The following is a 23,258-nucleotide window of genomic DNA, read 5'->3' on the forward strand; positions in this document are numbered from 1 at the left end:
GTCCGAGATCACCCGCGGGAGCCTAGCGGACCCGCTCGCCCCGTCACGACCCGCGGCCGCGTGATCTCGCTCGCTCCCCCACGGCCTCGGGCGGCGCGCCGCACCGCGCACGAGCGCGTCGTCGCCACGGGCGGCACGATGGTGTGATGGCGCCCACCCAGCGGACGGTCACGCAGACGGTCTCCGTCGAGGGTCACCGCCTGCGCCTGAGCAACCTCGACAAGGTGCTCTACCCGGCGTCCGGCACCACCAAGGGCGAGGTGCTGCACTACCTGACCCAGGTGGCTCCCGTGCTGCTGCCGCACGCGGCCAACCGTCCCGCGACGCGCAAGCGCTGGCCCGACGGCACCGGCGGGCAGATGTTCTTCCAGAAGAACCTCGACGCCTCGACCCCCGACTGGGTCAAGCGCAGGTCCATCCAGCACAAGCGGTCGTCCAACGACTACGTGCTCGTCAACGACCTGGCGACCCTGACCTGGCTGGGCCAGACCGCCACGCTGGAGCTGCACACCCCGCAGTGGCAGTTCGGCCGCACGGGCGCCCGGCTCGACCCGGACCGCCTCGTGCTCGACCTCGACCCCGGGCCGGGCGCCGGGCTGCCCGAGTGCGCGCAGGTGGCCCGCTGGGCCCGGGAGATCCTGCAGGGCATGGGCCTGGAGCCCTACCCGGTCACGTCCGGGTCCAAGGGCATCCACCTCTACGCGGCCCTCGGCCGGAGCTCCGAGACGCGGCTCGGGTCGGACGCCGTCTCCGCCGTCGCGCACGAGCTGGCCCGGTACCTCGAGACCGAGCACCCCGACCTCGTCGTCAGCGACATGAGCAAGAAGCTGCGCACGGGCAAGGTGCTCGTCGACTGGTCGCAGAACAACGGCAACAAGACCACCATCGCGCCCTACTCGCTGCGCGGCCTCGACCGCCCGTACGTCGCCGCGCCCCGCACGTGGGAGGAGCTCGACGACCCGGACCTCGCCCAGCTCACCCCCGAGGAGGTGGTCGAGCACATCGAGGCCGACGGCGACCTCCTCGCGCCCCTGCTCGAAGGCCACCGCGCAGCGCTCGAGCCCACGCCCGAGCGGCTGGCCACGTTCGAGAAGCTGGAGACCTACCGCGCCAAGCGGGACCCGGGCAGGACCCCGGAGCCGTTCGGGCCCCCGGGCGGCGGCGAGCCGTCGGGCGCCGGGCCGGACGCGCCGTCCTTCGTCATCCAGGAGCACCACGCCCGCCGCCTGCACTGGGACTTCCGCCTCGAGCACGACGGCGTCCTCGTGAGCTGGGCGCTGCCCAAGGGCGAGCCCACCGACCCCGCGAAGAACCACCTCGCGGTGCAGACCGAGGACCACCCCCTGGAGTACGGCTCGTTCGAGGGCAGCATCCCCGCGGGCGAGTACGGCGCCGGCGAGGTCACCATCTGGGACTCGGGCACCTACGAGCTGGAGAAGTGGCGCGACGACGAGGTCATCGTCACCCTGCGCTCCGAGCGCCGCGGCTCCCGCCGCCTCGCCCTGATCCGCACCCGCGGGCGCGACGGCGACGCCGAGAACAACTGGCTCATCCATCTCACCAAGGCCCAGCCGGACGGCGCGCCCGGCACGCCGGAGGCCGCCGCCGAACCCGAGACCGACACCGCCACCGACACCGCCGCCGCCGAGCCGGAGCGCACCGCGCGGTCCGGGACGCCCCCCGCCGCACGCCGCTCCTACCGCGCCATGCTCGCCGGCGCCGCCCGTGCGGGCGAGCTCCGCGACCCCGACGCGTGGATGTTCGAGATGAAGTGGGACGGGTTCCGCACCCTCGCCCACGTGACCGACCCCGACACCGTCCGGCTCGTCAGCCGCTCCGGCCAGGACCTCACCGTCACCTTCCCGGAGCTCGCCGCCCTCGCCGCCCAGGTGGACCCCGACCGGCTCCCCGCGGTGCTGGACGGCGAGATCGTCGCCCTCGACCGTGCCGGGCGCCCCGACTTCCGCCGCCTCCAGCAGCGCGCCAACCTCCGCAAGGAGCACGACGTCGCCCGCGCCCGGGCCCGCGTCCAGGTCGACCTCATGCTCTTCGACGTGCTCGAGGCCGACGGCGACGACGTCACCGGCCGCCCCTGGACGCAGCGGCGCGAGCTGCTCGAGTCGCTCGTGACCCCGAGCCCGCCCGTGCACCTCCCGCCCGTGTTCGACGGTGACCTCGAGGCCGCCATGCGCACCTCGCGCACCCTGCGCCTGGAGGGCGTCGTCGCCAAGCGCCGGACCTCCACCTACACGGGACGGCGCTCGCGCGAGTGGCTGAAGGTCAAGCACAGCGCCACCCAGGAGGTGGTCGTCGTGGGCTGGCGGCCGGGTCACGCGAACGCCTCCGTCATGGGCTCCCTGCTCATGGCGGTGCCCGACGACGGCGCCCTGCGCTACGTCGGCCGCGTCGGCACCGGGTTCACCGAACGGGAGCGCCGCGAGATCACCGCACGCCTGCGGGACCTGGAGCGCGCGACGCCCGGCGCGACGGGCGTGCCCGCGCAGGACGCGCGAGACGCCCGCTGGGTCACCCCCCGCCTGGTGGGCGAGGTGACGTTCGCCGACTGGGCCGAGGGCAGCGACGGGGCGTCGGGCGAGCGGCGCATGCGGCACTCGGTGTGGCGCGGCTGGCGGCCGGACAAGAAGGCCGCGGACGTCGAGCTCGAGCTGCCCGGCGAGGCGTGACCGCTTGGCACACTTTTCTGCAGACCCGGAATACCCCCACGAGGACGAGAGGTTGCCCCAACCATGCGAGCGATCACCTATGCACGATTCGGCGGAGCGGACGTCCTCGAGCTCACCGAGCAGCCGGACCCGCACATCGGCCCCGACACCGTCCTGGTCCGCGTCCGGGCCGCCTCGGTGAACCCCGTGGACTGGAAGGTCCGGGAGGGTGCCCTGCAGGGGCTGATCGACACGCACCTGCCCGCGATCCCCGGCTGGGACGTGGCCGGCGTGGTCGAGCAGGTGGGCCTGGACACCCCCGAGTACCAGGTGGGTGACGAGGTGTACGGGTACGTGCGCAAGGACGTGGTCCAGGGCGGCACGTTCGCCGAGCTGGTCGCCGCGCCCGTCCGCACCCTGGCCCGCAAGCCCGCGTCCCTCACCTTCGAGGAGGCAGCGGCCGTACCCCTCGCCGGCCTCACCGCGTACCAGGCGGTCCAGCGGGCCGGCGTCCGGGAGGGCCGGACGGTGCTCGTGCACGCGGCGGCCGGCGGCGTCGGCGCGTTCGCCGTGCAGATCGCACGAGCGCTGGGGGCGCACGTCATCGGCACCGCGAGCGAGGCGAACCACGAGTTCCTGCGCGGCCTGGGTGCCGAGCCCGTCACGTACGGCGACGGCCTCGCCGACCGCGTCCGCGCCCTCGCCCCCGACGGCGTCGACGTGGCCCTCGACCTCGTCGGCAGCGGCGCGGTCGCGACGAGCGCGGAGGTGCTGGCCGACGGCGGCACCATCGCCTCGATCACCGACGCCACCGCCCGCACGGAGCACGGCGGCCAGTACGTGTGGGTGCGCCCCTCCACCGCCGACCTCGACGCGCTCACCGCCCTGTTCGACTCCGGGAAGCTGTCGGTCGAGGTCGCCCAGGTCTTCGACCTGGCGGACACCGCCGAGGCGCACCGGGCCAGCGAGTCGGGGCACACCCGCGGCAAGATCGTGGTCCGGGTCTGACGACGGCGCCCGCCGGGACCGGTCAGGAACCGGCGGGCTCGACGCCCTCCGTGGTGCCCTGCTCGGCCGCCGCCCGGTGCGCCTCGACCTCCGCGCGCGAGCGCACCACGCAGAACTCGTTGCCCTCGGGGTCGGCGAAGGTGACCCAGCCGGAGCCGGGGCCGTAGATGCCGCGGTGGTCGCCGACGACGGTGGCGCCGTGCGCCTTGATCCGCTCGATCTCGGTGTCCCGCAAGCCCTCCTTCGGGCGCAGGTCGAGGTGCACCCGGTTCTTGCCGGACTTGCCCTCGGGCACCTCGGCGAACAGCACGTCGACGCCCGCGCCGGTCGGGTCCGTGATCATGCACTCGGTGTGCCCCGGCAGGTTGGGGTCGCCCGGCACGTCCTCGTAGCCGAGCACGGGCTTCCACCACTGGGACAGGGAGTAGGCGTCGGAACAGTCCACGGTCACGTGGGAGACGAAAGAGACCATCCCCGGACCCTGGCACAGACCGGGGCGCCCACCAACGGATTTCGGTGGGCTCCGGGCTCAGCCCGGCGACGAGCGCCCGTGGCGCCAGTAGCCCACGAAGTCGACGTCCGACCTCGGCACGCCCCGCTCGCCCACCAGGTGCCGCCGCGCACCCGTGGCCAGCGACGACTCGCCGGCCACGAACGCGTACAGCCCCCAGGCCGCGGGGTCGGGGCCGAGACCGGCCCCCAGGTCCAGGTCGCGCAGCGCGGACAGCGCCGCCTGTCCGGGGACCGCGTGCGGGTCGACGGCGGAGCGCACCACCCACCGCAGCTCGACGCCCGCCGGCGCGCGCACGTCCTGCTGGTCGTCGGCGGTCGGCACCTCGACGACCGCGACACCACGGGCGTGAGCGGGCAGCGACTCGCAGATCCCCGCCACGGCGGGCAGGCCCGACTCGTCGGCGACCAGCAGCACCCGGTCGCAGGGACGCTCGGCGTCGAAGCCGATGCCCTGGTCGAGCAGGCCCACGTGCATGCCACGCTCGGTCGCCAGCGCGAAGCCGGCTCCGGGGCCGTGCGCGTCGGCAGCGTCCGCGCCGTCGTCCTCGGCGCCGTGGAGCACGAAGTCGACGTCGATCTCGTTCAGGTCGGGACGCGCGGCCCGGACGGTGTAGTTGCGCACCCAGGGGCGGCGCGCCTTCGGCGTCGTCAGGTACTCCGCGTACCAGAGGGCGGAGGTACGGGTCGGCAGCCGCAGCACGTCCTGGCCCGGGCGGGGCAGGAAGAGCCGGAACCACTGGTCGTAGCCCGCCGGCGTGAACTGCGTCAGCCCCTCGCCGCCGAGGGTCACGCGCATCATGTGCGGCGTGATCCGCTTGGTGTTGACCACCTCGGCCATGACGACGTGCGGGTCGACCGCTCTGCGCCCCTTGTGTGCCATGTGCTGAGGTTAGGCATGCCTAAGTGGGTTTGACCAGGGCCTGGTCCGGATCCACCCCACGCGGGCTCCGGATACCGGCCAGCGAGAGCAGCCCGCCGAGCACCAGCAGCCCGGCCGTCACCAGGAGTGCCCGGTGGAACGACGCCACGTCGAGCACCCCGCCGGTGATGATCCCCGCGAAGGCCACGGTCACCAGCCCGGCCACGCGGGCGACGGCGTTGTTCACCGCCGACCCGATCCCGGCGTCGTGGGCGGGAACCGCGCCGAGGATCGCGGCCGTCAGCGGCGCCACGGTGATGGAGAGGCCGAGCCCGAACACGAGCTGGCCCGGCAGCACCTGCGTGGGGTAGAACGCGGTCTCGTCGATCGCGAGCATGAGCAGGAAGCCGGCGCCCGCCACGAGCGGGCCCACCGTCATGAAGAGCCGCGGCCCGTAGCGCCCGGCCAGCGTGCCGAACCAGGCGGACAGCCCGATCATCGCGAGCGTCGTGGGCAGCTGCGCCAGCCCGGACCACGTCGCCGAGTACCCGGCGACCTGCTGCAGGAACAGCGTGAGCACGAAGCCGCCGAGCGAGAGGGCGCCGTAGATCGCCGTCGTGGCCAGGTTGCCCCAGGCGAAGTTGCGCGCCCGGAACAGGCGCAGCGGCAGCATGGGGTCGGCCGCGCGCCGCTGGTACAGCACGAACGCCACGAGCAGCACGGCGCCGCCCAGCACCGAGGTCAGCACGCCGGGCGACCCCCAGCCCAGCCGGTCACCCTCGATCAGCCCGAAGACCACGCCCGCGAGGCCGAACGCGGCGAGCACGGCGCCCGGCACGTCGACCCGGCGGCCCGGCTCGCCGTCGGCGGCAGGGATGCCGCGCAGCAGCCAGAGCGTCACCGCGATCACCGGCACGTTGATCCAGAAGACCCAGCGCCACGACGCCAGGTCGACCAGCAGGCCGCCGACGAACGGGCCGACGATCATCGCCGCCGTCGTCCACGACGTCCACCGCCCGATCGCGCGGGACTGCGCCTCGCCGGAGAACGTCGCGACGATCAGCGCCAGCGAGCTCGGCACGAGCAGCGCGCCGGCGACGCCCTGCAGCGCACGCGCGATCACCAGCACCGGACCGGTGGGCGCCACCGCGCACAGCACGGACGCCACCGCGAAGCCCGCGAGCCCGGTCGCGAGCACCCGGCGCCGCCCGTAGACGTCCGACACCGAGCCGGCCACCAGCATCAGCGCGCCGAGCGTCACCAAATAGGCGTCCACGACCCACTGCTGCAGCGCCAGGCCCTCGGCCCCCGGTCCGCCGAGCTCCCGCGCGATGGCGGGCAGCGCGACGCTCACCACCGTGCCGTCGAGGAAGGACACGAAGGAGCCGAGGATCGCGACGAGGAGCACCCGCCGCTGGAGCGTGGTCACGAGGGTCACGCTATGCCCCGCCACCGACACCCGCGCCGGGCGGCGCGAAGTTCGCCCCCTCGTGCCCGGCTCGTGCGGGGCGTGCGGCACCATCGGGGGATGGACCTCACAATCCGGCCCGCGACCGTTGCGGACGCCGCGGCCTGCGCGGACATCTACGGCTACTACGTGCGGCACACCCACGTCAGCTTCGAGGCCGAGCCCCCGGACGCGGCCGAGATGGCGCGGCGGATCACCGCGTACTCGGCGTCCCACGCGTGGCTGGTCGCCGAGGGCGACCCCGGCGACGTCGTCGGGTTCGCCTACGGCAGCCCCTACTCCCCGCGCGAGGCCTACCGGTGGGCCGTCGAGACCAGCGTCTACCTGGAGGCCGGACGACGGCGCACGGGCGCCGGGCGCGCCCTGTACGAGGCGCTTCTCGGGCGCCTGGCCGGACGCGGCTTCCGCCGCGCCGTCGCCGGCCTGGCCCTGCCGAACGACGCGAGCCGCGGCCTGCACGCGGCCCTCGGGTTCGAGGAGGTCGGCACGCTGCACCGGATCGGCTGGAAGCACGGGCAGTGGCACGACGTGCTGCGCCTGCAGAAGGACCTCGCACCGGGGCTCGGCGCGGCCCCGCCGTCGCCCGTGTGACCTGCATCTACCCGTTCGACCCACCGCCGTCAATTCCGCGCTGCGATCATCGGCCCCCTCCGGAGCGGAGAAGAATCCGTGCATGGACCGCATCGTCCGCGTCGCGACACCAGACGACGCCGCAGCCTGCGCCGGGATCTACGCCCCCTTCGTGGCCGACTCGGCGGCGACCTTCGAGACCACCCCGCCCGACGCCCGCGAGATGACCCGCCGCATCGAGCGGTTCTTCGGACGGGAGACCTGGCTCGTGCTGGAGACCGACGGTGTGGTCGCGGGCTTCGCCTACGCCAAGCCGTTCGCCGACCGGCCCACGTTCCGCTGGACGCTGGAGACCAACGTCTACGTGGCCACGGACCACCAGCGCCAGGGCGCCGGCCGCGCGCTGTACGACGCGCTCCTGGAGCGCCTCGCCCGCCGCGGCTACCACCGCGTCGTCGCCAGCATCGTGCTGCCGAACGACCCGGCCGTCGCCCTGCACGAGGCGGCCGGGTTCCAGCGCGCCGGGTCGTTCGAGCGCATCGGCTGGAAGCACGGCCAGTGGCACGACGCCGTGATGTTCCAGCGCGACCTCGTCCCGGACGACGGCATCACGCCCGGCAACCGCACGGCCGACGCCGAGCTGCCCAGCCTGCTCACGCCCGAGCCGCTGGAGGTCACGCGCACCCCCCTGGTGCGGCCGCACCCCGCCGAGGAGCTGGTGGCCTACTTCGGCGACTGAGGCTTTTCGGTTCGCCCGCCGGCCCGCCTCTTCCCTAGGGTCGCCCCCATGAGCATCACCGTGCGTCCCGTCGGGTACGACGACCAGCCCGCCTACACGCGCCTCGGCGGAGAGGCGTTCGGCGTGCCCGACGGCGGGCGCGCCGTCCCCTCCCGCGAGGAGTGGGCCGCGGCGGGCTTCCGCGAGTGGGGCGCGTTCGACGGCGACGAGCTGACCGCCCGCCTGCGGGTCTACGGCTTCACGTCGTGGTTCCACGGCGCGCCGGTGTCCACCGCGGGGATCGCGGGCGTCGCGGTCGAGCCGGAGCGGCGGGGCTCCGGGCACCTGGCGCGACTCTTCGCGGCCGCTCTGACCGAGGCCCGCGAGGGCGGCGAGACCGTCTCGACCCTCTACCCCACCGCGCCCGGCATCTACCGCCGCCTCGGCTACGAGGTGATCGGCTCGTTCGACGACGTGGACGTGCCCCTGCAGAACCTCGCCCGCGTGCCCGCGCCCGACGGCGTCGTGACCCGCCGGGCTGGGGTGGCCGACTTCGACGCGGTCGTCGGCGTCCACCGGGCCTGGGCCGCGCGGCAGAACGGGCCGATCTCGCGCGCCGAGAAGCCGTTCTGGACGCCACCGGAGAAGTTCTTCGCGGACTACACGGGCGTCACGCTGGCCGTCGACGCCGCGGGCGAGGTGGTGGGCTTCGCGAGCTGGATCCGCGGGGAGGGCTACACGCCCGCGACCGCGGTCATGGAGGTCGACGACCTCATCGCTCTGACCCCCGACGCGGCGCGCGCCCTGTGGCGCACGATCGGCAGCTTCTCGACGGTGGTGGGCACGGCACGCGTGTCGACGTCGGGCCTGGACCCCGCCTGGCTGGTGCTGCCCGACCTGACCTCGACCGTGCACGCGGCACACCCCTACATGCTGCGGATCCTGGACGTGGCCGGGGCGCTCGGCGGCATCGAGTCGCCGCTGGAGGGTGCCCGCGTCCCGTTCGCGGTGCGCGGCCCGGCCGACCTCGCCGGCGCGTGGACGCTCAGCGTGGCGGACGGCGTCACGCACCTCGAGCACGACCCGGTCGCCGTCGATGACGCGCACCACGAGCGCCCGGTGCTCACCGCGAACGGGCTGGCGCTGCTCTACGCGGGTGCGCAGTCGGCGGCGAACCTGCGGCTCGCGGGCCACCTGGCGGGCCCGGACGGGTACGACGCCGTCCTCGGCGCGCTGTTCGCCGGGCGGCAGGTGCACGTGCGCGACTACTTCTGACCCGTTCTGACCACGTCGCGCCACGGACCGTCGCACCGCCGGGGCACATACTGGGCGCGTGAACATCCCCGTCGCCTGGTCCGTCGTGCTGATCCTCACCGCCGCCTGGAACCTGCTCATCTGGCCCCGGTTCTGGCAGCGGATCGCCGCCGACCCCCGCTCGCGCGACGCCGACGGCCGCGCGACCCGGTTCCGCACGGTCCACGCGGTGCTCATCGGGGTCTCGCTGGCGCTGGCCCTGGCGGTCGGCGTCCTGGGCGTCCTCACCCTGTTCTGACCTCTCCCGCCCGGGCGCCGAGATCTGGCGCCGCGCACCCACGCCCGACGCTGCCCACTGAGACCTGGCGCCATGCAGCCGCGCCCGGCGCTGCCTGCTGAGATCTGGCGCCATGCAGCCGAGATCTGGTGTCTACGCCGAGATCTGGTGGCGCACTGCCAGATCTCGGCTCAACAACCAGATGTCGACGGCGAACCACCAGATCTCAGCGCATGGGGACACCGAGATCTGGTGGCCGCGCCACTCGCGCCCGCGCCTGCCCTGCCCTGCCGCGCCGAGATCTGGCGCTCGGCAGCCGAGATCTGGTGTCCACGTCCAGATCTGGCAGTGCGCCACCAGATCTCGGCTCAACCGCCAGATCTCGACGGCGAACCACCAGATCTCAGCGCGCCCGCGCGGCAGCGGCACCAGATCTCCCGAGCGCCGGCATTATTCGGTTGGCGGCATACCTGGAGGTAGGTATGGTGACGCCCATGAACACCGCCGCCGCACGCGACCGGCTCGTCGACGCCGCGCAGGACCTGTTCGCCGCCCAGGGCGTCGGCGCCACGAGCCCGCGCGCGGTGCTGGCGGCGTCCGGTGTCGGCCAGGGCAGCCTGTACCACCACTTCCCCACGAAGCACGACCTCGCGGTGGCCGCCGTCGGCGCCACGGTGGACGACGCGCTCGCGCGCGCCTTCCGCACCCTGGACAGCGGCTCCCCCGCCCTCGAGCGCGTGATCGCCTACCTCGAGCGGCCGCGCGACGCGCTGGCGGGCTGCCGGATCGGCCGGCACACGGCCGACCAGGCCGTGATGGACGACGACGGCCTGCGCGACGTGCTCACCGCCTACTTCGTGCGGCTGCTGGCGGCGCTCACCACGATCTTCCGCGAGACGGGCCTGCCCGACGACGTCGCCCGCGACCGCGCGCACGCCGCCCTCGCGATCATCCAGGGCGGGTACGTCCTGGCCCGCGCCACGCAGGACCCCGACGCGCTCACCGCAGCGGTGCGCGGTTTCGTCGGCCTGCTGGACCGGCACCAATGACCCCACAGCACCGACCACACAGCACCGACCACAAGGAGAGCACGTGACCCTCCGCGAGCGCCTGCGCGCGCTGCCCGCTTTCGCCCGGCCGGGCCTCCCGGCCTTCGACCCGGACGCCGCACCGGCGACCCCGCACGAGCTGTTCGAGGCCTGGCTGGACCAGGCGATCGACGGCGGCCTCCTGGCCCCGCACGCCGCGACCCTCTCGACGGCGGACGCCGCGGGGCACGTCACTGCCCGCACGCTGGTGCTCAAGGACGTGACGGCGGACGGGTGGTGGTTCGCGTCGCAGTCCACGGGGCCGAAGGGCCGGGACCTGGCGGCGAACCCGCACGCCGCGCTGACGTTCTTCTGGCCGGAGCTGGGCCGGCAGGTCAAGGTGACGGGCAGCGCCGCGCCGGCGGGGCCGGACGCGAGCCGGGCCGACTTCCTGGCCCGGCCCGACGCGTCCCGGGCGGCGGGCCTGGTGAACCGGCAGAGCGAGCCGCTGGGCTCGCGCGCGGAGTACGAGCGGGCGTTCGCCGAGGCGCTGCGCACCGTCACGGCCGACCCGGAGCTGGCGGCGGAGGGCTGGACGGCCTACGTGCTGGCGCCGACGAGCGTCGAGTTCTGGCAGGCGCCCGCCGACGGTCCGCACACGCGCCTGCTGTACCGGGCGGACGCCGACGGCTGGACGAGGGGGCTGCTGTGGCCGTGACCGGACCGACCGAGACCACCGGGCACGCCCTGGCCGACTCCTTCGCCGCCCTGGACGGGCTCCTGTCAGCGGTCGAACGGCTGGACCCGGAGGACCTGGCCGGACCGTCGGCCCTGGTGGGCTGGACCCGCGGGCACGTGCTGTCCCACGTGGCCGGGCTCGGCACGGCGCTGCTCGGGCAGGCCCGGGCGGCGGCCCGCGGCGAGGTGGTGCCCGTGTACGCGAGCCAGGCGGCCCGGGACGCCGGCATCGAGGCGGGCGCCGGGCGCACGGTGGCCGAGCACCTGGCCGTGCTGCGCGCACTGCGCGACGACCTGGCGGCGGCGTGGCCCGAGCCCGGTTCGCCGGTGTGGGACGCGCCCACCGGGTACCGCGCCGGCCCGCTGTCCGGCTGCCTGCTGGCCTGGTGGCGCGAGGTGCGGATCCACGCCGTCGACGCGCTGTCCGGCACGGCGCAGGAGATCGGCTTCGAGACGTGGGACGACGCGCTGCACGCCCACCTGCGCCAGTTCCTCGCGGTGCGGCTGCCGCGGGGCGTGTCCGTGGACGACGTCGCGGGCGACCCGCGGGACGTGACGGTGTGGCTGGCCGGCCGGGTGCCGCCGACGCCGCTGCCGGGGGACCTGCCCGCCCTGGGTCCGTGGCCCTCGGCGACGCCGGCCCGGTAGCCCGCCTCAGCGCGCCGCGGCGGCGACGCTGACGCCGGTGAGGCGTTCGGACATCTCCCACACCCGGGCGGCCTCCGGCTCGCTGCGCAGCGGCGGGTACAGGGGCTGCTCGGCGGGCGGGCCGCCGAGGTGCCGGGGGCCGCTCGGCCCGTAGAGCACGCCGGGCCGGGACTCCGGGCCGGTCGCGGCGAGCAGCGCGGGCAGCTGGGCCGACTCGACGGTGCCGAGCAGGATCCCGCGCGCCGAGAGCGCCCGGACGAGCCGCCCGCCCACCGTGACCCGGTCCCGGCCGATCTCCGGGCGTGCGGCGAGCAGGCTCGTGGGCGCCACGCCGGGGTGCGACAGGTTGCTGGTGACGCCCCACCCCTCGGCCGCGCTGCGGCGCTGCAGCTCGAGGCCGAACAACCCGAGCGCGATCTTGGACTGGGCGTAGGCGCGCATGCCCGAGTACGACCGCTCCCAGCTCAGGTCGTCCCAGTGGATGCCGCCGCGCTCGGCCGCGACGCTCACCTGGGAGGTGATGCGGGCCCGGCCGGCGCGCAGCAGCGGCATGAGGTGCGCGACGAGCGCGACGTGCCCCAGGTGGTTGGTGCCGAGCTGGAGCTCGAACCCGTCTGCGGTGGTCTGTCGCCCCGGGGGCTGCATCACGCCCGCGTTGTTGATCAGCACGTGGATCGGCCGGCCCTCGGCGCGCAGCGTCTGCCCGAGCGCGGCGACGGAGTCCAGCGACGCCAGGTCGAGGTCGTGCAGCGCGATGTCGGCGTCGGGCACGGTGCGCCGGACCGTGGCCGCGGCCGCCTCGCCCTTGCTCCGGTTGCGGACCGGCATCAGCACCTCCGCGCCCGCGGCCGCCAGCCGGGTGGCCAGGCCCAGGCCCATCCCGTCGCTGGCTCCGGTGACCAGCGCGCGCTTCCCGGCCAGGCTCGGCACGGTGATGTCCAGCGGTGTCCGTGACATGGGTACGGCTCCTTCGTGTCGTGCGCCGCCGGCGGGTGCCGGCGGTCATGACTCCGATCGTCGGCGGGCCGCGGGGCCGGAACCAGGGCCTGCCGATCACAGGCTCGCCGGGGCGTGGCTCCGGCGTCGGCGCGCGCGTGAGCGAGGTCACGGCACGTATCACGTGATTCATGCCACAGCGCTCGTTCCGCTTTTCACAAGCGGGCTATCGTTCTAGCCGTGACTTCTTACCACCAGAGCGCCCCCCGTCCCTCCGAAGAGGTCGACGTCGCGCTGATCGGCGGCGGGATCATGAGCGCCACCCTCGGTGCGCTGCTCACGATCCTGGAGCCGACCTGGCGCGTCGGGATCTACGAGCGTCTCGACGAGGTTGCGCTCGAGTCGTCCAACCCGTGGAACAACGCGGGCACCGGCCACTCCGCGCTCTGCGAGCTGAACTACACCCCGGAGCGCAAGGACGGCTCCGTGGACATCTCCAAGGCCGTCACGATCAACGAGCAGTTCCACACCTCCCGCGAGTTCTGGAACCACCTGCTCACCGCCGGCCTGATGGAGGGCACCGACTTCATCAACGTCACCCCGCACATGACGTTCGTGCGCGGTGCCGAGAACGTCGACTTCCTGCGCCGCCGCTACGAGGCCCTGAGCGCGCACCCGCTGTTCCGCGACATGGAGTTCAGCACCGACCCCGCCGTCATCGGCGCGTGGGCCCCGCTGATGACCCTCGAGCGCGACGCCGACGAGCCGATCGCCGCGACCCGCGCCGCCGCGGGCACCGACGTCGACTTCGGCTCGCTCACCAAGAAGCTGATCGGCTTCGCGACGGCGCACAACACCGAGCTGCACGTCAACCACGAGGTGCGTGGCCTCAAGAAGCTCAAGGACGGGCGCTGGCGCCTGACCCTGCACGACCGCTCCTGGAACGCCGGCACCCGGCGCCGCACCGTGACCGCGAAGTTCGTCTTCGTCGGCGCGGGTGGTGGCGCGCTGCCGCTGCTGCAGGCCTCGGGCATCAAGGAGGCCCGCGGGTACGGCGGCTTCCCGATCTCGGGCGAGTTCCTGCGCACCGCGAACCCCGAGCTCGTGGCGCAGCACCACGCGAAGGTCTACGGCAAGGCCGACGTCGGCGCCCCGCCCATGTCGGTGCCGCACCTGGACACGCGCATCGTGGACGGCAAGGGCTACCTCATGTTCGGCCCGTACGCCGGGTTCAGCCCCAAGTACCTCAAGAAGGGCAAGTACCTGGGCCTGATCACGTCGCTGCGCCTGCACAACGTGTTCTCGATGCTGGGCGCCGGTGTGAAGAACCTCGACCTCACCGGCTACCTGGTGGGCCAGGTCGCGGCCGCGCCGGAGACCAAGTTCCACGAGCTGCAGCGGTTCATGCCGACGGCGCAGCCGGGCGACTGGGAGAAGATCGTCGCCGGCCAGCGCGTCCAGGTCATCAAGTGGGTCAAGGGCAAGGGCGGCGTGCTGGAGTTCGGCACCGAGGTCGTGGCGGCCTCCGACGGCACCATCGCCGGCCTGCTCGGCGCGTCCCCGGGCGCGTCCACGGCGGTCGCCGCCATGACCGGCCTGCTGGAGCGCTGCTTCCCCGCCAGGTACGCGGAGTGGAAGCCGCAGCTCACCGCGATGATGCCGAGCCTCGGCGGCGCGGTGGCCGACGACGCCGCCCAGCTCGCCCCCCGCGAGACCGTCACCACGAACGCCTGACGTTCGCTGTCCCCCTCGGGGGGTCGTCGAGAACGACCTGAGGTACCGGATCGCTGCAGGTCCGGTACCTCAGGTCGTTCTCGGCTCAACCTCGGGGCAGAGCCGCCAGCAGGGCTGCCCAGCGGGTCAGGAGTGCGTCGACCGTCGTCGTCGCCTCCGGCGTCCGGGGCATGCGCGCGCGGACGGCGAGGCCGTCGTCGGTACGCGTCACCCAGAGCTGCAGGTCGTCCGCCCGGGTCGCGGCGGACACGTGGTGCGCGTCGTGCCGCACCGCGGCCGCGTACCCCGGCAGCCGCCGGTAGTCCAGGTACGACACCTGGAAGATGTCGACCCGCTCGAACCGCAGCGGCTCGGGCAGCGACTCCACCACCCGCTCGAGCGGTACCGCCGCCAGCTCGCGCGCGGCCCGCAGCGCCTTGCCCGTCGCGGCCAGGGCGGTGTCCGGCACGGCGGGTCGCGGGCGCACGGCGCCCGCCCAGTCCCGGGCCGGCACGGCCGGACCCTCCGTGTCGATCCGCAACGGCACGGTCGTGGTGTGCCAGCCGACCGACCCGCGGGCCGCGGCGTCCGCCCGGGTGTGCACAGGCAGCAGGGTCTCGAGCGTCGCCGGCCCGCCCAGGTCGCGCACCGCACGGGCGAGCGTGGTCAGCACGGCCGCGGACGTCGACGCCCCCGCGGCCCGCGCTCGTGCCCCCACCGCGTCGGCGGTCGCGGCGTCGCACAGCGGCACGACGACGGTGCGCTGGGGCAGGCGGGCGCCGTCGGGCACGCCCAGCGGCAGCGGGAACGTGGGCAGCGCCCAGCCGCGGCCCCGCAGGAAGCCGTGCCACGCGGCGAGGCGGGGGTCGTCGTCGCCCACGCGGAGCGGCACCGGCCGCGGCACGGCGTCCGCCCCGACCACGGCCGCCGGAGCGGACGCCGTGACCTCCTGCCGGGTGTGCGCGGCGTACGCGGCGGCCAGCTCGTCGACGACGACGGCGGTCGACCACGCGTCGGTGTGCAGGTGGTCCATCCCGAGCACCACCGTGGACCGCCCCGCCCGGCTGATCGCCGCGGGCAGGAACGCCGGGTACCCGAACGGCGCGCACCGGCGGCCGAGCTCGGCCACGAGGTGCTCCCGGGTCTGCGCCACGGTGGCGGTCGCAGGGCCCTCGTACCGCTCCCAGACCAGCGCGCGGGCGTCGTGCCGCACGAGGCGCACGTCGCCGGCCGTACCCGCCGCATCCTCGCGGAGCGCCTCGACCCGCAGGCCGGGGTGCCGGTCCACGAGCTCCCGGAACGCGGCCTCGAGAGCTTCGACGTCGACGGGTCCGTCGACGTCGAACGCGGCCGCGATCCACACGCTCGGCTCCCCCGCCGCCGCGCCGAGCAGGTGGTTGCGCTGGTTGAACGTGAGCGGGGCCGGGACCGGCGCGCGGTCCCGGCCCGGGCGCACGTCCCAGGTGACGACCCGGCCCGGCGCCGGCTCCCAGAGGTCAGCCGAGGCGAGCCGCACCCGTCTCCTCCCGGCGCTCGGTCCCCGGCTCGCCAGGATCCGCTGCCGCCGCGAACGTCGCCCTGAGCTCGGCCACGTACCGGTCCGCGGCGGCCTGCGCGGACGGCACGTCCGGCGTCTGCATCACCACGTACAGCCGCTCGTGGTCGCGGTTGACCCACAGCGACGCGTTGGCGGTGCGACCCTCCCCCGTGAAGTGCAGGCCGTTGGCGTAGGCCGGGCGGCCCGCGCCGGGGAACCGCCGCAGGTCGAGGTAGCTGATGAGCTGCGGGCTGCCGAGCGAGGCGGGGTCGAGCACGCCGCCCGCGAGCATGACGCCGAGCGCGGCGTGCACCGGCACCGCCGCCACGGCCCGGGCCCGGCGGAACGCGGCGTCCGCCACGGGCAGGACGGCGCCGAAGGACGCCGGGGTGCCGCCCTCGGACACCGGGAACGTGACCGGGGCGAAGTTGCAGAGCCAGCCCTGCGCCGTCTCGAAGCCAGGACCGCGCGAGCCCACCACGGTCACGCCGAACCAGTCGGCGGCGCCGGTCAGGCGCGCGTCGGTGAGCGCGATCCCGGCGAACACCGCGCCGGTGAACCGGGCGCCGTGCTCCGCCGCGAGCGCCTCGAGCCGGGCGAGCCCGTCGGCGTCGAGCAGGTCGGCCGAGCGGATCCGTACGGGCGCGGTCTCGCCCGGCGGGAGGCCGAGGTCGAGCGCGAACCGGGGCAGCCGGCCGCCGTGCGTGGTGACGGCGCCGGACCAGGCCTGGATCTCCGGGGCGTCGGGCGGTGTCGCGGCGGCCAGGGCGTGCTCGGCCCGGGCGTGGTCGAGGAACGACCCGGCCGTCGTGGGCTCGTCGGGGGCGTCGCCGCCGAGCTCGGCCTGGTACAGCTCCTCGATCTCGCTGAGCACCATGAGCTGGGACGCGCCGTCGGTGAAGGCGTGGTCGCAGCCCCAGAAGAGGCCGAGGCCGTCGTCGGTCACCACGACGCCGAGCGCGAACGGGGCCCAGGAGTCGGGCCGGCAGGCGGCGTCGAACGTCGCGGTCAGGTGCGTCGTCAGCCACTCGTCCCACGGCAGGCCGGGCGTGGGCGAGAACGCGGGCACCTCGACCGTCTCGAAGGCGACGGCATCGGCAGGGACCAGGTGCCGCACGGGGTCGCCGGCGTCGACGTCGAACCAGGTGCGCAGGCCCTCGTGGCGCCGCACGAAGCGGGTGAGCGCCCGGGCGAGGGCAGGGCCGTCGAACGGGCCGTCGAGGTGGGTGGCGGTGCCGGTCCACGCCCGGTGCACGCCGCCCGCGGCGCGGCGGGCGGCGTAGGCGCGCAGGTGGTCGCCCTGCAGGAACGACGGCGGGCCGGGGTCCACGGGAGCGGACGCCGCGGCGGCGAGCGCCGGCGCCGTCGGCCGCACGTGCAGCACCTGGCCGGGGGCGGTGGTCCAGGTGCCCAGCGCGCCGAGGATCATGCGACCGCCTCCCGCAGCCCGGCGGAGCCGAAGGCGCCCAGGCTGGTGCGCAGCTCCGTGATCAGGGCGTCCATCGCGGCGTGCGCCTCGGGGGTGTCGGGGTGGCGGGTGGACACGTTGAGCCCTTCGTGGGTGCGCAGGAACCAGAGGTACAGCTCGTCGGTGCCGTAGGCGGGGCTGCGCAGGGTCCGCGCGGACCAGGAGCTCCAGCGTTCGGCGCCGGGCACGAACCGGGTGTCGACGTACGACACGGCGAAGTGGGGGGTGTCGGCGATCCCGCCGAGCTCGGCGACGCGGGCGAACGAGTACCGCACGAGGGGTTTCCCGGCCGAGATCGCGGCGTGCACCCGCTCGACGGAGGCGGTCAGGGCGTCGCCGTCGACCACGTGCGCCGGGCCGGCGGCGCCGTCCACCTCCCGCAGCAGGGGCCGGGTGCCGCTCAGGTCCAGGTCGACGGGGCACAGGCCCACGTACCAGCCGACCGCGGCGGCGTGCTGCGGCGCGTACCGGGTGTGCATCGGCAGCACGAACCGGAGGCGGTCGACGCCGTGCACCCGGCGCGCGGCGTGCGCGAACGCGGCCAGCACCCCGGACTGTGCCGACGCGCCCCGGGCGCGGCTGCGGTCGCTGAGGTCGTCGGTCTGCTCGACGGTGGCGAGCCACTCGGAGCGGGACGCCTGCGGGCGGGCGGCCTCGGCGGCGCCGGCGGCGGGGCGCGTGACGCCGGCGTAGCGCGGGAACGCGGCGTCCGGCCCGAGGAAGTCGAGCCAGCGGCGCACGGGTTCGCCGTCGGCGGCGAGCGTCATGGCCAGCTTGCGGTCCTCGGCGGAGAAGTCGACGTGGGAGCCCACCTCGAGCGCGCGGAGCTCGGCGTCGGGCACGCCGCGGCGGGCGGCGTCGTACAGCGAGACGATCTCCTCGAACCAGAGCAGCTGGGAGTAGGCGTCCATCACGGAGTGGTCGGCGCCGAAGGCGAGCACGAAGCCGTCGTCGGCCGCGGGGCTCGGCTCGGGCACGACGCTCGCGAGCACGCAGTGCGGCCAGGCGGTGGGCGAGACGTCGGCGAGCAGGCTGGGCAGCAGCGTGCCCACCTGGGTGGCGGTGAGGTCGCCGACCACGAGGTCGCGGACGGCGACGGCCTCGGCCGGGGCGGTGACGCGGCGCCAGCCGCTGTCGGCGTCCCGCGTGACGGTGGTGCGCAGCACCTCGTGGCGGCTCATCCAGGCGTGGATCGCGCGCCGCAGCGCCTCGGGCTCGTACGGGCCGGGCACCCGCAGCACCGAGCCGATCCAGGAGCCGGGCTCGGAGTCGCGCAGGTGGGCCTCGTGACCCGGCGACAGGTCGCGCGGGTCCTGCTGCCATCGTCCGGCGTCGGCGCGTGGCGTCCACGACGTCACGGTCCCGGCGGGCAGCTCGTAGGCCGACAGCTCGGTGTATTCCATACGTGCGGGTCCCTCGAGTCGTTGTGTGGGCGAGTCGGTGTGGGCACGGCCGGCACGACGTCGGACGAGTTCCGCAGTCCCCTTGCGGCGACCTTTATACCGGATATGCCGGGTGAAAGTTAGTCCCCTGCGATATGCCGGGTATGGTCTGCCACTTGAAGACGACCGTGCCCGAACCGGACGGGAGACGAGCGTGACCGACACGCCACGCACCCTGCGCCTGCAGTTCGCCGACGACATGTTCCTGCGCCGGCACGAGGGCGGCGCGAGCCCCGCCGTGAACCAGGTGCTGTGGCGGCTGGACGGCCCGTACGACGCCGACCGGCTCCGTGACCTGGCCGAACGCCTCGGCCAGGGCGCGCTGCACCGTCGGGTGGTCCGCGCCCGCGTGCCCGGGGCGCGGCACCGGTGGGCGCCCGCCGGCACCCTGCCCGTGCTGGACCTGCGCACCGCGGCCGTGGCCGAGGACGGGATCGGCGCCTGGGCGCAGGCCGAGGCCGACGTGCCGCTCGACCCCGCCCGCGGCCGGTCCTGGCGGCTGGCCGCCGCCGACGTCGTGGCCGACGGCGACGACGGCGCGGCCGTCGTCGGCGGGATCGTGTCCCTGACGTGCGCGCACGCCGTCGCCGACGGCGCCGCCCTGATCGACGCCGTGGTGCGCGCCGCGACGCACGCCGACCCGATCGTCGTGCCGGTGCCGGAGCGCGGGAGCCGGGCCCTGCTGGCCGACGCCGCCGACGCCGCGGCCCAGGCGGCGGCCGTGGCGCGCTGGGCACAGGCCCGCGCGCGGCAGGCGGCGCGCGACCGGCGGGCGGCGGCGGGACCGGACGCGACGGCGACCGGGCTTCCGGCCGGGGCCGAGCCGACGACCGGACCGCCCGCCGGGTTGCCCGCCGCGGCGCGGACGCCCGCCGGGTTGCCCGCCGCGGCCCAGGCCGCGCCGCCGCCCCGCGACCCCGGCACGTGGCGCGCCCCCGTGCTGCACGTCGAGCTGCCCTCGGAGCGCGTGGCCGAGGCCGCCGCCGAGCGCGGCGGCACGCCCAACACCTGGTTCGTCGCGTTCCTCGCGCGGCTCGTGCACGCCACGGGCCGCTTCCCGGGCGAGCCGGTACCCGTCGCGCTGCCCGTGGCCACCCGCGCGCCGGACGACCCGCGCGCCAACTCCACCAAGATCGCCCGCGTCACCATCCCGGCGGACGTGCTCGACGCCCGCGACCTCGGCTGGGTGCGGTCCGCCGCGAAGGAGGCGTACGCCGCCGTCGGCCAGGCGGAGCCCGGCGCCGCGCCGGTGCCGCTCGAGCTGGTGCAGATGCTGCCCGACACCGTCGTCAGCCGCCTGCCGCAGCCGCCCGTCGCGGCGGCACTGGCCTCCAACCTGGGCAAGCCGCCCGCGGGCTACACCCAGGCGCCCGGCGGGTCCGTCCGCGCGGTCGCCACCCTGTCGCACTACCAGGGCGCCACGGCCGCCGAGCTGCGCGCAGCGGGCGGCGGCCTGGTCGCCTTCTGCACCACGGTGGGCCCGACGACGACGCTCAGCGTCGCCGCCCTCGACCCCGACCGCGTGCCCGACGCCGGCACGCTGCGCGCACTCGTCCTCGCCGAGGCCGCCGCCTGGCGTCTGCCCGCGGTGCCGTGGTGACAGCCCGGGCCCGGTCAGACCCGGACGCCGCCGTCGAGCGCGTCGGCCGCGGCGGCGACCGCCCGGCCGGCGGGCACGAGCCGCGCCGCGAGGGCGGTGGCGCGGGCCGCCGTGGCGTCGTCGAGCACCTCGGCGAGCGCGCCGGCCAGGACGCCGGGCTCGGTGAGCGCGCTCGCCCGCCGGGCCACGCCGACCCCTGCCCGGCGCAGCAGCTCGCCCCACAGGGGCTGGTCGGCCGAGTACCAGCCGACCACGGCGGGCAGCCCCGCCCGCAGCACGGCCCCCGTGGTGCCCGCGCCGCCGTGGTGCACCGCGGCCCGGCAGCGGGGCAGCACCGCGGCGTGGTCCACCGCGCCGACGACGCGGACCCGCGCGCCGGTGCCGCCCGCCGCGACCGCCGAGAAGTCGTTCCAGCCCGCGCTGACCAGCGCCCGCACCCCGAGCTGCGCGCACGCGGCGTCGACGGCGGCCAGGAGCGCGGCGGGGTCGGCGACCGGCATCGACCCGAACCCGACGTACACGGGCGGGTCGCCGTCGACCAGCCAGTCGTCGAGCCCGCCGTCCCGCGCGTCGAGCCGGTCGCCGGCCCGCGCGCCGGTCTCGCCCAGGCGGGCGCGGGCGTCGTCGTCCAGGGCGAGGAAACCGGTGAGCGGGCGGCGCGGCCCCCACTCCGCGGCCAGGCCCGGCACCAGCACCGGGTCGTAGGCCTGGATCTCCACGGCACCGGCGTCGCGCAGGCGAGCCGGCAGGTGCACCCGGGTGCCGGGCAGGCCGAGGGCGGCACGCTGCTCGTTCTCCGCGCGCCGGGTAAGACCCCAGCGCACGCGCTCCCCCAGCGCCCACGCCGCCCGGGTCGCGCGCGGCCCGCGCAGCCCGCCGACCGGCGCCACCACACCGTTGGCCCGCACGGGGCAGTAGTGCAGGGCGGCCGTGCGCAGCCCGCGCCGTTCGGCCACGGCGGCCGCGACCTCCTGTCCCAGCGGGCCGGTCACCACGGTGTCGGCGCCGCCGACGTCGTCCAGCAGCGCCGTCAGCCCGGTCCGCAGCTCGGCCCAGCCCGCCGCCGCGACGGCGCGCAGCGCCCGCACCCGGCGCACGGGGTGGGCCGACCGCATGTCCCGCCGCACCAGGTCCGAACCCAGCAGCCGGGCCGAGTCGATGCCCAGCGGCACGGGGTCCAGACCCAGCCGTCCCGCGAGCGGAACCAGGTTGGGGGCCACGCCGGTCACCACCTCGTGCCCGCGGCGCCGCAGCTCCAGCGCGACCGCGAGCGCCGGCTGGACATCTCCTCGACTGCCCACCAGGGCCATGACGTGACGCACGCGCGCACCCTACCGACCCACGGCTCTTTCACCCGCACCGCATCCGCACCGGAGGCCCCGTGACCAGCCCAGCCACCCTCACCGACCCGGCGGCGACCAACCGCCTCACCTACGACGACGACCTGTTCCTGCGCACCCGCCGCGTGCTCGGGGTCTCGGTGGTCAACCAGACCGTCTGGCGGCTGCCCGTGCCGCTGGAGCCCCGCGCGGTGCGGGCCCTGCACCGCGGCCTGACCGAGGGTCCGCTGCAGCGCGTGGTCCGGCCGGGGCGGCTGCCCGGCGCGCGGGCCCGGTGGTCGGCGTCGGCGGTCTCGCTCGATCCGGCGATCGAGTCCACGCCCGTGCGCGACGACGCGGTGCTCGCCTGGGCGGACCGGCAGGCCCAGGCGCACCTCGACCCGGAGCAGGGCCCCACCTGGGCTCTCGCGGCGGCGCCCACGGTGAGCGGGGGCAGCGTGCTCAGCTTCGTCACGTCGCACGTGGTCGCCGACGGCGGCATGCACGTGGGTGCCCTCCAGGCCGCGGTCGCCGCCGCCGGGTTCCGCGCGGACGACACCGGCGGCTTCACGTCGCCGTCCGGCCCCCGCCGTCTGCCGCGGGACGGCGAGCGGATCCGCACGGGGCTGGTGGCCGACCTGCGCGACGCGACCGGGCAGGCCCGGGCCGCCGTGGGCGGTCTGCGCCGGGCCGTGCGCCAGGGGCCCGTGCCGCCGGTGCTGGCGCAGCAGTCCTCGGACCGGCCGCGCCCCGAGCCGCGCGCCGACGACACGCAGCCGGCGCACCCGCCCGTCGTCGTGGTCGACACCGACGCCGCAACCTGGCACCGCACGGCCCACGCCGCGGGCGGCACGGCGAACTCGCTGCTCATCGCGGTGTGCACGGAGATCCTGCTGGCGGCCGGCGCGGCGACCGCGGGCATGCCGGTGCGGGTGTCCGTGCCCGTGAGCCTGCGCGGCAAGGACGACCTGCGGTCGAACGCGACGTCGGGGGTGTCGATCACCGTCGACACGACCGTGACGCCGGCGCCGGAGCGTGCCGGGGTGGTGGCCGACATGGCGCAGATCCGGGCGAGCGCGTCCGCGGAGTTCCGGGCCCTGACGTCGGGCACGCGCGTGGACACCCTGGGGCCGCTGAAGCCGCTCATGCAGATGGTGCCGGACGCCGTGGCCAAGCGCGCCGCGCGCGACGCCACCGCGCCGCTGTGCCTGGCCTCGAACCTGGGAAGGCTGCCGGCGGGGTTCGCCGCGCCGCTCGGCACGCCGGCCACGAGCGTGCTCATGCGCGGGGTGACGCAGGGGCTGACCCGGGGCCGGCTGCGACAGATGCGCGGCGGCCTGGACTCGTGGTGGTCCGAGCACGACGGCGTCGCGACGCTCGTGGTGCTCGGCCTCGACATCGAGCGGCTGGGCGAGCCGGGCCAGGTGCGTGCCGCGGTGGAGACGGTCTACGCCCGGCACGGACTCCCGGTCCGCTTCTGGTGAGCAAGGGTGGGCCGG

The 23,258-nt window shown here is 75.7% G+C and carries 21 protein-coding genes; 12 read left to right on the top strand and 9 right to left on the bottom strand.

Annotation, left to right across the window (positions count from 1 at the left end; genetic code table 11):
- Positions 1-146: 146 nt before the first annotated feature.
- Positions 147-2,684, top strand: a complete 2,538-nt coding sequence (locus APR03_RS07860; protein WP_253834378.1) for an ATP-dependent DNA ligase — start codon at positions 147-149, stop codon at positions 2,682-2,684.
- A gap of 63 nt (positions 2,685-2,747) precedes the next feature.
- On the top strand, positions 2,748-3,671 hold the full coding sequence (locus APR03_RS07865) for an NADP-dependent oxidoreductase (RefSeq protein ID WP_253834380.1): 924 nt from the start codon (positions 2,748-2,750) through the stop codon (positions 3,669-3,671).
- A 22-nt stretch (positions 3,672-3,693) separates the two neighbouring features.
- Here APR03_RS07865 and APR03_RS07870 read toward each other — a convergent pair whose 3' ends face one another.
- The 3 genes from APR03_RS07870 to APR03_RS07880 are packed head-to-tail and all read right to left on the bottom strand — an operon-like array spanning position 3,694 to position 6,472.
- Complete coding sequence (locus APR03_RS07870; protein ID WP_253834382.1) at positions 3,694-4,143, bottom strand: VOC family protein; 450 nt, start codon at positions 4,141-4,143, stop codon at positions 3,694-3,696.
- Positions 4,144-4,200: 57 nt separating this feature from the next.
- Positions 4,201-5,064, bottom strand: a complete 864-nt coding sequence (locus APR03_RS07875) for a siderophore-interacting protein (protein WP_253834384.1) — start codon at positions 5,062-5,064, stop codon at positions 4,201-4,203.
- 19 nt (positions 5,065-5,083) lie between these two features.
- A complete protein-coding gene (locus APR03_RS07880) occupies positions 5,084-6,472 on the bottom strand; it encodes a DHA2 family efflux MFS transporter permease subunit (RefSeq protein ID WP_253834386.1) in 1,389 nt (462 codons plus the stop codon).
- Between the two features lie 99 nt (positions 6,473-6,571).
- Here APR03_RS07880 and APR03_RS07885 point away from each other — a divergent pair, with 99 nt between their 5' ends.
- The 4 genes from APR03_RS07885 to APR03_RS07900 all read left to right on the top strand — a co-directional run bounded on the left by APR03_RS07885 (position 6,572) and on the right by APR03_RS07900 (position 9,351).
- On the top strand, positions 6,572-7,102 hold the full coding sequence (locus tag APR03_RS07885) for a GNAT family N-acetyltransferase (protein ID WP_253834388.1): 531 nt from the start codon (positions 6,572-6,574) through the stop codon (positions 7,100-7,102).
- 82 nt (positions 7,103-7,184) lie between these two features.
- The gene (locus APR03_RS07890) at positions 7,185-7,820 is read left to right on the top strand and encodes a GNAT family N-acetyltransferase (protein ID WP_253834390.1); all 636 of its coding nucleotides are present in this window, start codon (positions 7,185-7,187) and stop codon (positions 7,818-7,820) included.
- 48 nt (positions 7,821-7,868) lie between these two features.
- Positions 7,869-9,074 (top strand): GNAT family N-acetyltransferase, encoded by a 1,206-nt coding sequence (locus APR03_RS07895; protein ID WP_253834397.1) that lies wholly within the window; start codon positions 7,869-7,871, stop codon positions 9,072-9,074.
- A gap of 58 nt (positions 9,075-9,132) precedes the next feature.
- On the top strand, positions 9,133-9,351 hold the full coding sequence (locus tag APR03_RS07900) for an SCO4848 family membrane protein (RefSeq protein WP_253834399.1): 219 nt from the start codon (positions 9,133-9,135) through the stop codon (positions 9,349-9,351).
- Between the two features lie 132 nt (positions 9,352-9,483).
- Here APR03_RS07900 and APR03_RS07905 read toward each other — a convergent pair whose 3' ends face one another.
- On the bottom strand, positions 9,484-9,759 hold the full coding sequence (locus APR03_RS07905) for a hypothetical protein (protein WP_253834400.1): 276 nt from the start codon (positions 9,757-9,759) through the stop codon (positions 9,484-9,486).
- 65 nt (positions 9,760-9,824) lie between these two features.
- Between APR03_RS07905 and APR03_RS07910 the strand changes: the two genes are divergently transcribed.
- The 3 genes from APR03_RS07910 to APR03_RS07920 are packed head-to-tail and all read left to right on the top strand — an operon-like array spanning position 9,825 to position 11,744.
- Positions 9,825-10,379, top strand: a complete 555-nt coding sequence (locus APR03_RS07910; RefSeq protein WP_253834402.1) for a TetR/AcrR family transcriptional regulator — start codon at positions 9,825-9,827, stop codon at positions 10,377-10,379.
- A gap of 43 nt (positions 10,380-10,422) precedes the next feature.
- Complete coding sequence (locus APR03_RS07915; RefSeq protein WP_253834404.1) at positions 10,423-11,076, top strand: pyridoxine/pyridoxamine 5'-phosphate oxidase; 654 nt, start codon at positions 10,423-10,425, stop codon at positions 11,074-11,076.
- Entirely contained in the window at positions 11,073-11,744 is a 672-nt protein-coding gene (locus APR03_RS07920; RefSeq protein ID WP_253834406.1) for a maleylpyruvate isomerase N-terminal domain-containing protein, read from the top strand. Before APR03_RS07915 ends, APR03_RS07920 begins: the two co-directional genes overlap by 4 nt.
- Before the next feature lie 6 nt (positions 11,745-11,750).
- Here the strand turns inward: APR03_RS07920 and APR03_RS07925 are convergent, their stop codons facing one another.
- Positions 11,751-12,701 (bottom strand): SDR family oxidoreductase, encoded by a 951-nt coding sequence (locus APR03_RS07925; RefSeq protein ID WP_253834408.1) that lies wholly within the window; start codon positions 12,699-12,701, stop codon positions 11,751-11,753.
- A gap of 219 nt (positions 12,702-12,920) precedes the next feature.
- Here APR03_RS07925 and mqo point away from each other — a divergent pair, with 219 nt between their 5' ends.
- Positions 12,921-14,414, top strand: coding sequence for a malate dehydrogenase (quinone) (gene mqo / locus APR03_RS07930; RefSeq protein WP_253834410.1), 1,494 nt, complete (start codon positions 12,921-12,923; stop codon positions 14,412-14,414).
- Between the two features lie 85 nt (positions 14,415-14,499).
- On the opposite strand, the gene APR03_RS07935 is transcribed toward mqo, so the two are convergent.
- Genes APR03_RS07935 through APR03_RS07945 form a run of 3 tightly spaced genes read right to left on the bottom strand, consistent with a single transcriptional unit; the run spans position 14,500 to position 18,801 of the window.
- Positions 14,500-15,909, bottom strand: a complete 1,410-nt coding sequence (locus APR03_RS07935; protein WP_253834412.1) for a condensation domain-containing protein — start codon at positions 15,907-15,909, stop codon at positions 14,500-14,502.
- Positions 15,890-17,359: a condensation domain-containing protein gene (locus APR03_RS07940; protein WP_253834420.1), complete on the bottom strand. Its 1,470-nt coding sequence runs from the start codon at positions 17,357-17,359 to the stop codon at positions 15,890-15,892. Before APR03_RS07940 ends, APR03_RS07935 begins: the two co-directional genes overlap by 20 nt.
- Positions 17,356-18,801, bottom strand: coding sequence for a condensation domain-containing protein (locus tag APR03_RS07945; protein ID WP_253834422.1), 1,446 nt, complete (start codon positions 18,799-18,801; stop codon positions 17,356-17,358). The genes APR03_RS07940 and APR03_RS07945 overlap by 4 nt, the downstream gene beginning before the upstream one ends.
- A 193-nt stretch (positions 18,802-18,994) precedes the next feature.
- Here APR03_RS07945 and APR03_RS07950 point away from each other — a divergent pair, with 193 nt between their 5' ends.
- A complete protein-coding gene (locus APR03_RS07950; RefSeq protein WP_253834424.1) occupies positions 18,995-20,440 on the top strand; it encodes a hypothetical protein in 1,446 nt (481 codons plus the stop codon).
- 14 nt (positions 20,441-20,454) lie between these two features.
- Here APR03_RS07950 and APR03_RS07955 read toward each other — a convergent pair whose 3' ends face one another.
- The gene (locus APR03_RS07955; RefSeq protein WP_253834426.1) at positions 20,455-21,762 is read right to left on the bottom strand and encodes a glycosyltransferase; all 1,308 of its coding nucleotides are present in this window, start codon (positions 21,760-21,762) and stop codon (positions 20,455-20,457) included.
- A gap of 59 nt (positions 21,763-21,821) precedes the next feature.
- On the opposite strand from APR03_RS07955, the gene APR03_RS07960 reads away from it, so the two are divergent.
- Positions 21,822-23,243, top strand: a complete 1,422-nt coding sequence (locus tag APR03_RS07960; RefSeq protein ID WP_253834428.1) for a hypothetical protein — start codon at positions 21,822-21,824, stop codon at positions 23,241-23,243.
- Positions 23,244-23,258 lie beyond the last annotated feature (15 nt).

This window comes from Promicromonospora thailandica, from assembly GCF_024171955.1.
GTDB classification, from domain to species: Bacteria; Actinomycetota; Actinomycetes; order Actinomycetales; family Cellulomonadaceae; genus Promicromonospora; species Promicromonospora thailandica.

What these genes read in the sequence shown, in the direction of transcription:
- APR03_RS07885 (WP_253834388.1), top strand. Translation starts at nt 6,572, where the DNA reads ATGGACCTCACAATCCGGCCCGCGACCGTTGCGGACGCCGCGGCCTGC.
- APR03_RS07925 (WP_253834408.1), bottom strand. Translation starts at nt 12,701, where the DNA reads ATGTCACGGACACCGCTGGACATCACCGTGCCGAGCCTGGCCGGGAAG.
- APR03_RS07865 (WP_253834380.1), top strand. Translation starts at nt 2,748, where the DNA reads ATGCGAGCGATCACCTATGCACGATTCGGCGGAGCGGACGTCCTCGAG.
- APR03_RS07875 (WP_253834384.1), bottom strand. Translation starts at nt 5,064, where the DNA reads ATGGCACACAAGGGGCGCAGAGCGGTCGACCCGCACGTCGTCATGGCC.
- APR03_RS07945 (WP_253834422.1), bottom strand. Translation starts at nt 18,801, where the DNA reads ATGGAATACACCGAGCTGTCGGCCTACGAGCTGCCCGCCGGGACCGTG.
- APR03_RS07860 (WP_253834378.1), top strand. Translation starts at nt 147, where the DNA reads ATGGCGCCCACCCAGCGGACGGTCACGCAGACGGTCTCCGTCGAGGGT.
- APR03_RS07870 (WP_253834382.1), bottom strand. Translation starts at nt 4,143, where the DNA reads ATGGTCTCTTTCGTCTCCCACGTGACCGTGGACTGTTCCGACGCCTAC.
- APR03_RS07910 (WP_253834402.1), top strand. Translation starts at nt 9,825, where the DNA reads ATGAACACCGCCGCCGCACGCGACCGGCTCGTCGACGCCGCGCAGGAC.
- APR03_RS07890 (WP_253834390.1), top strand. Translation starts at nt 7,185, where the DNA reads ATGGACCGCATCGTCCGCGTCGCGACACCAGACGACGCCGCAGCCTGC.
- APR03_RS07895 (WP_253834397.1), top strand. Translation starts at nt 7,869, where the DNA reads ATGAGCATCACCGTGCGTCCCGTCGGGTACGACGACCAGCCCGCCTAC.
- APR03_RS07940 (WP_253834420.1), bottom strand. Translation starts at nt 17,359, where the DNA reads ATGATCCTCGGCGCGCTGGGCACCTGGACCACCGCCCCCGGCCAGGTG.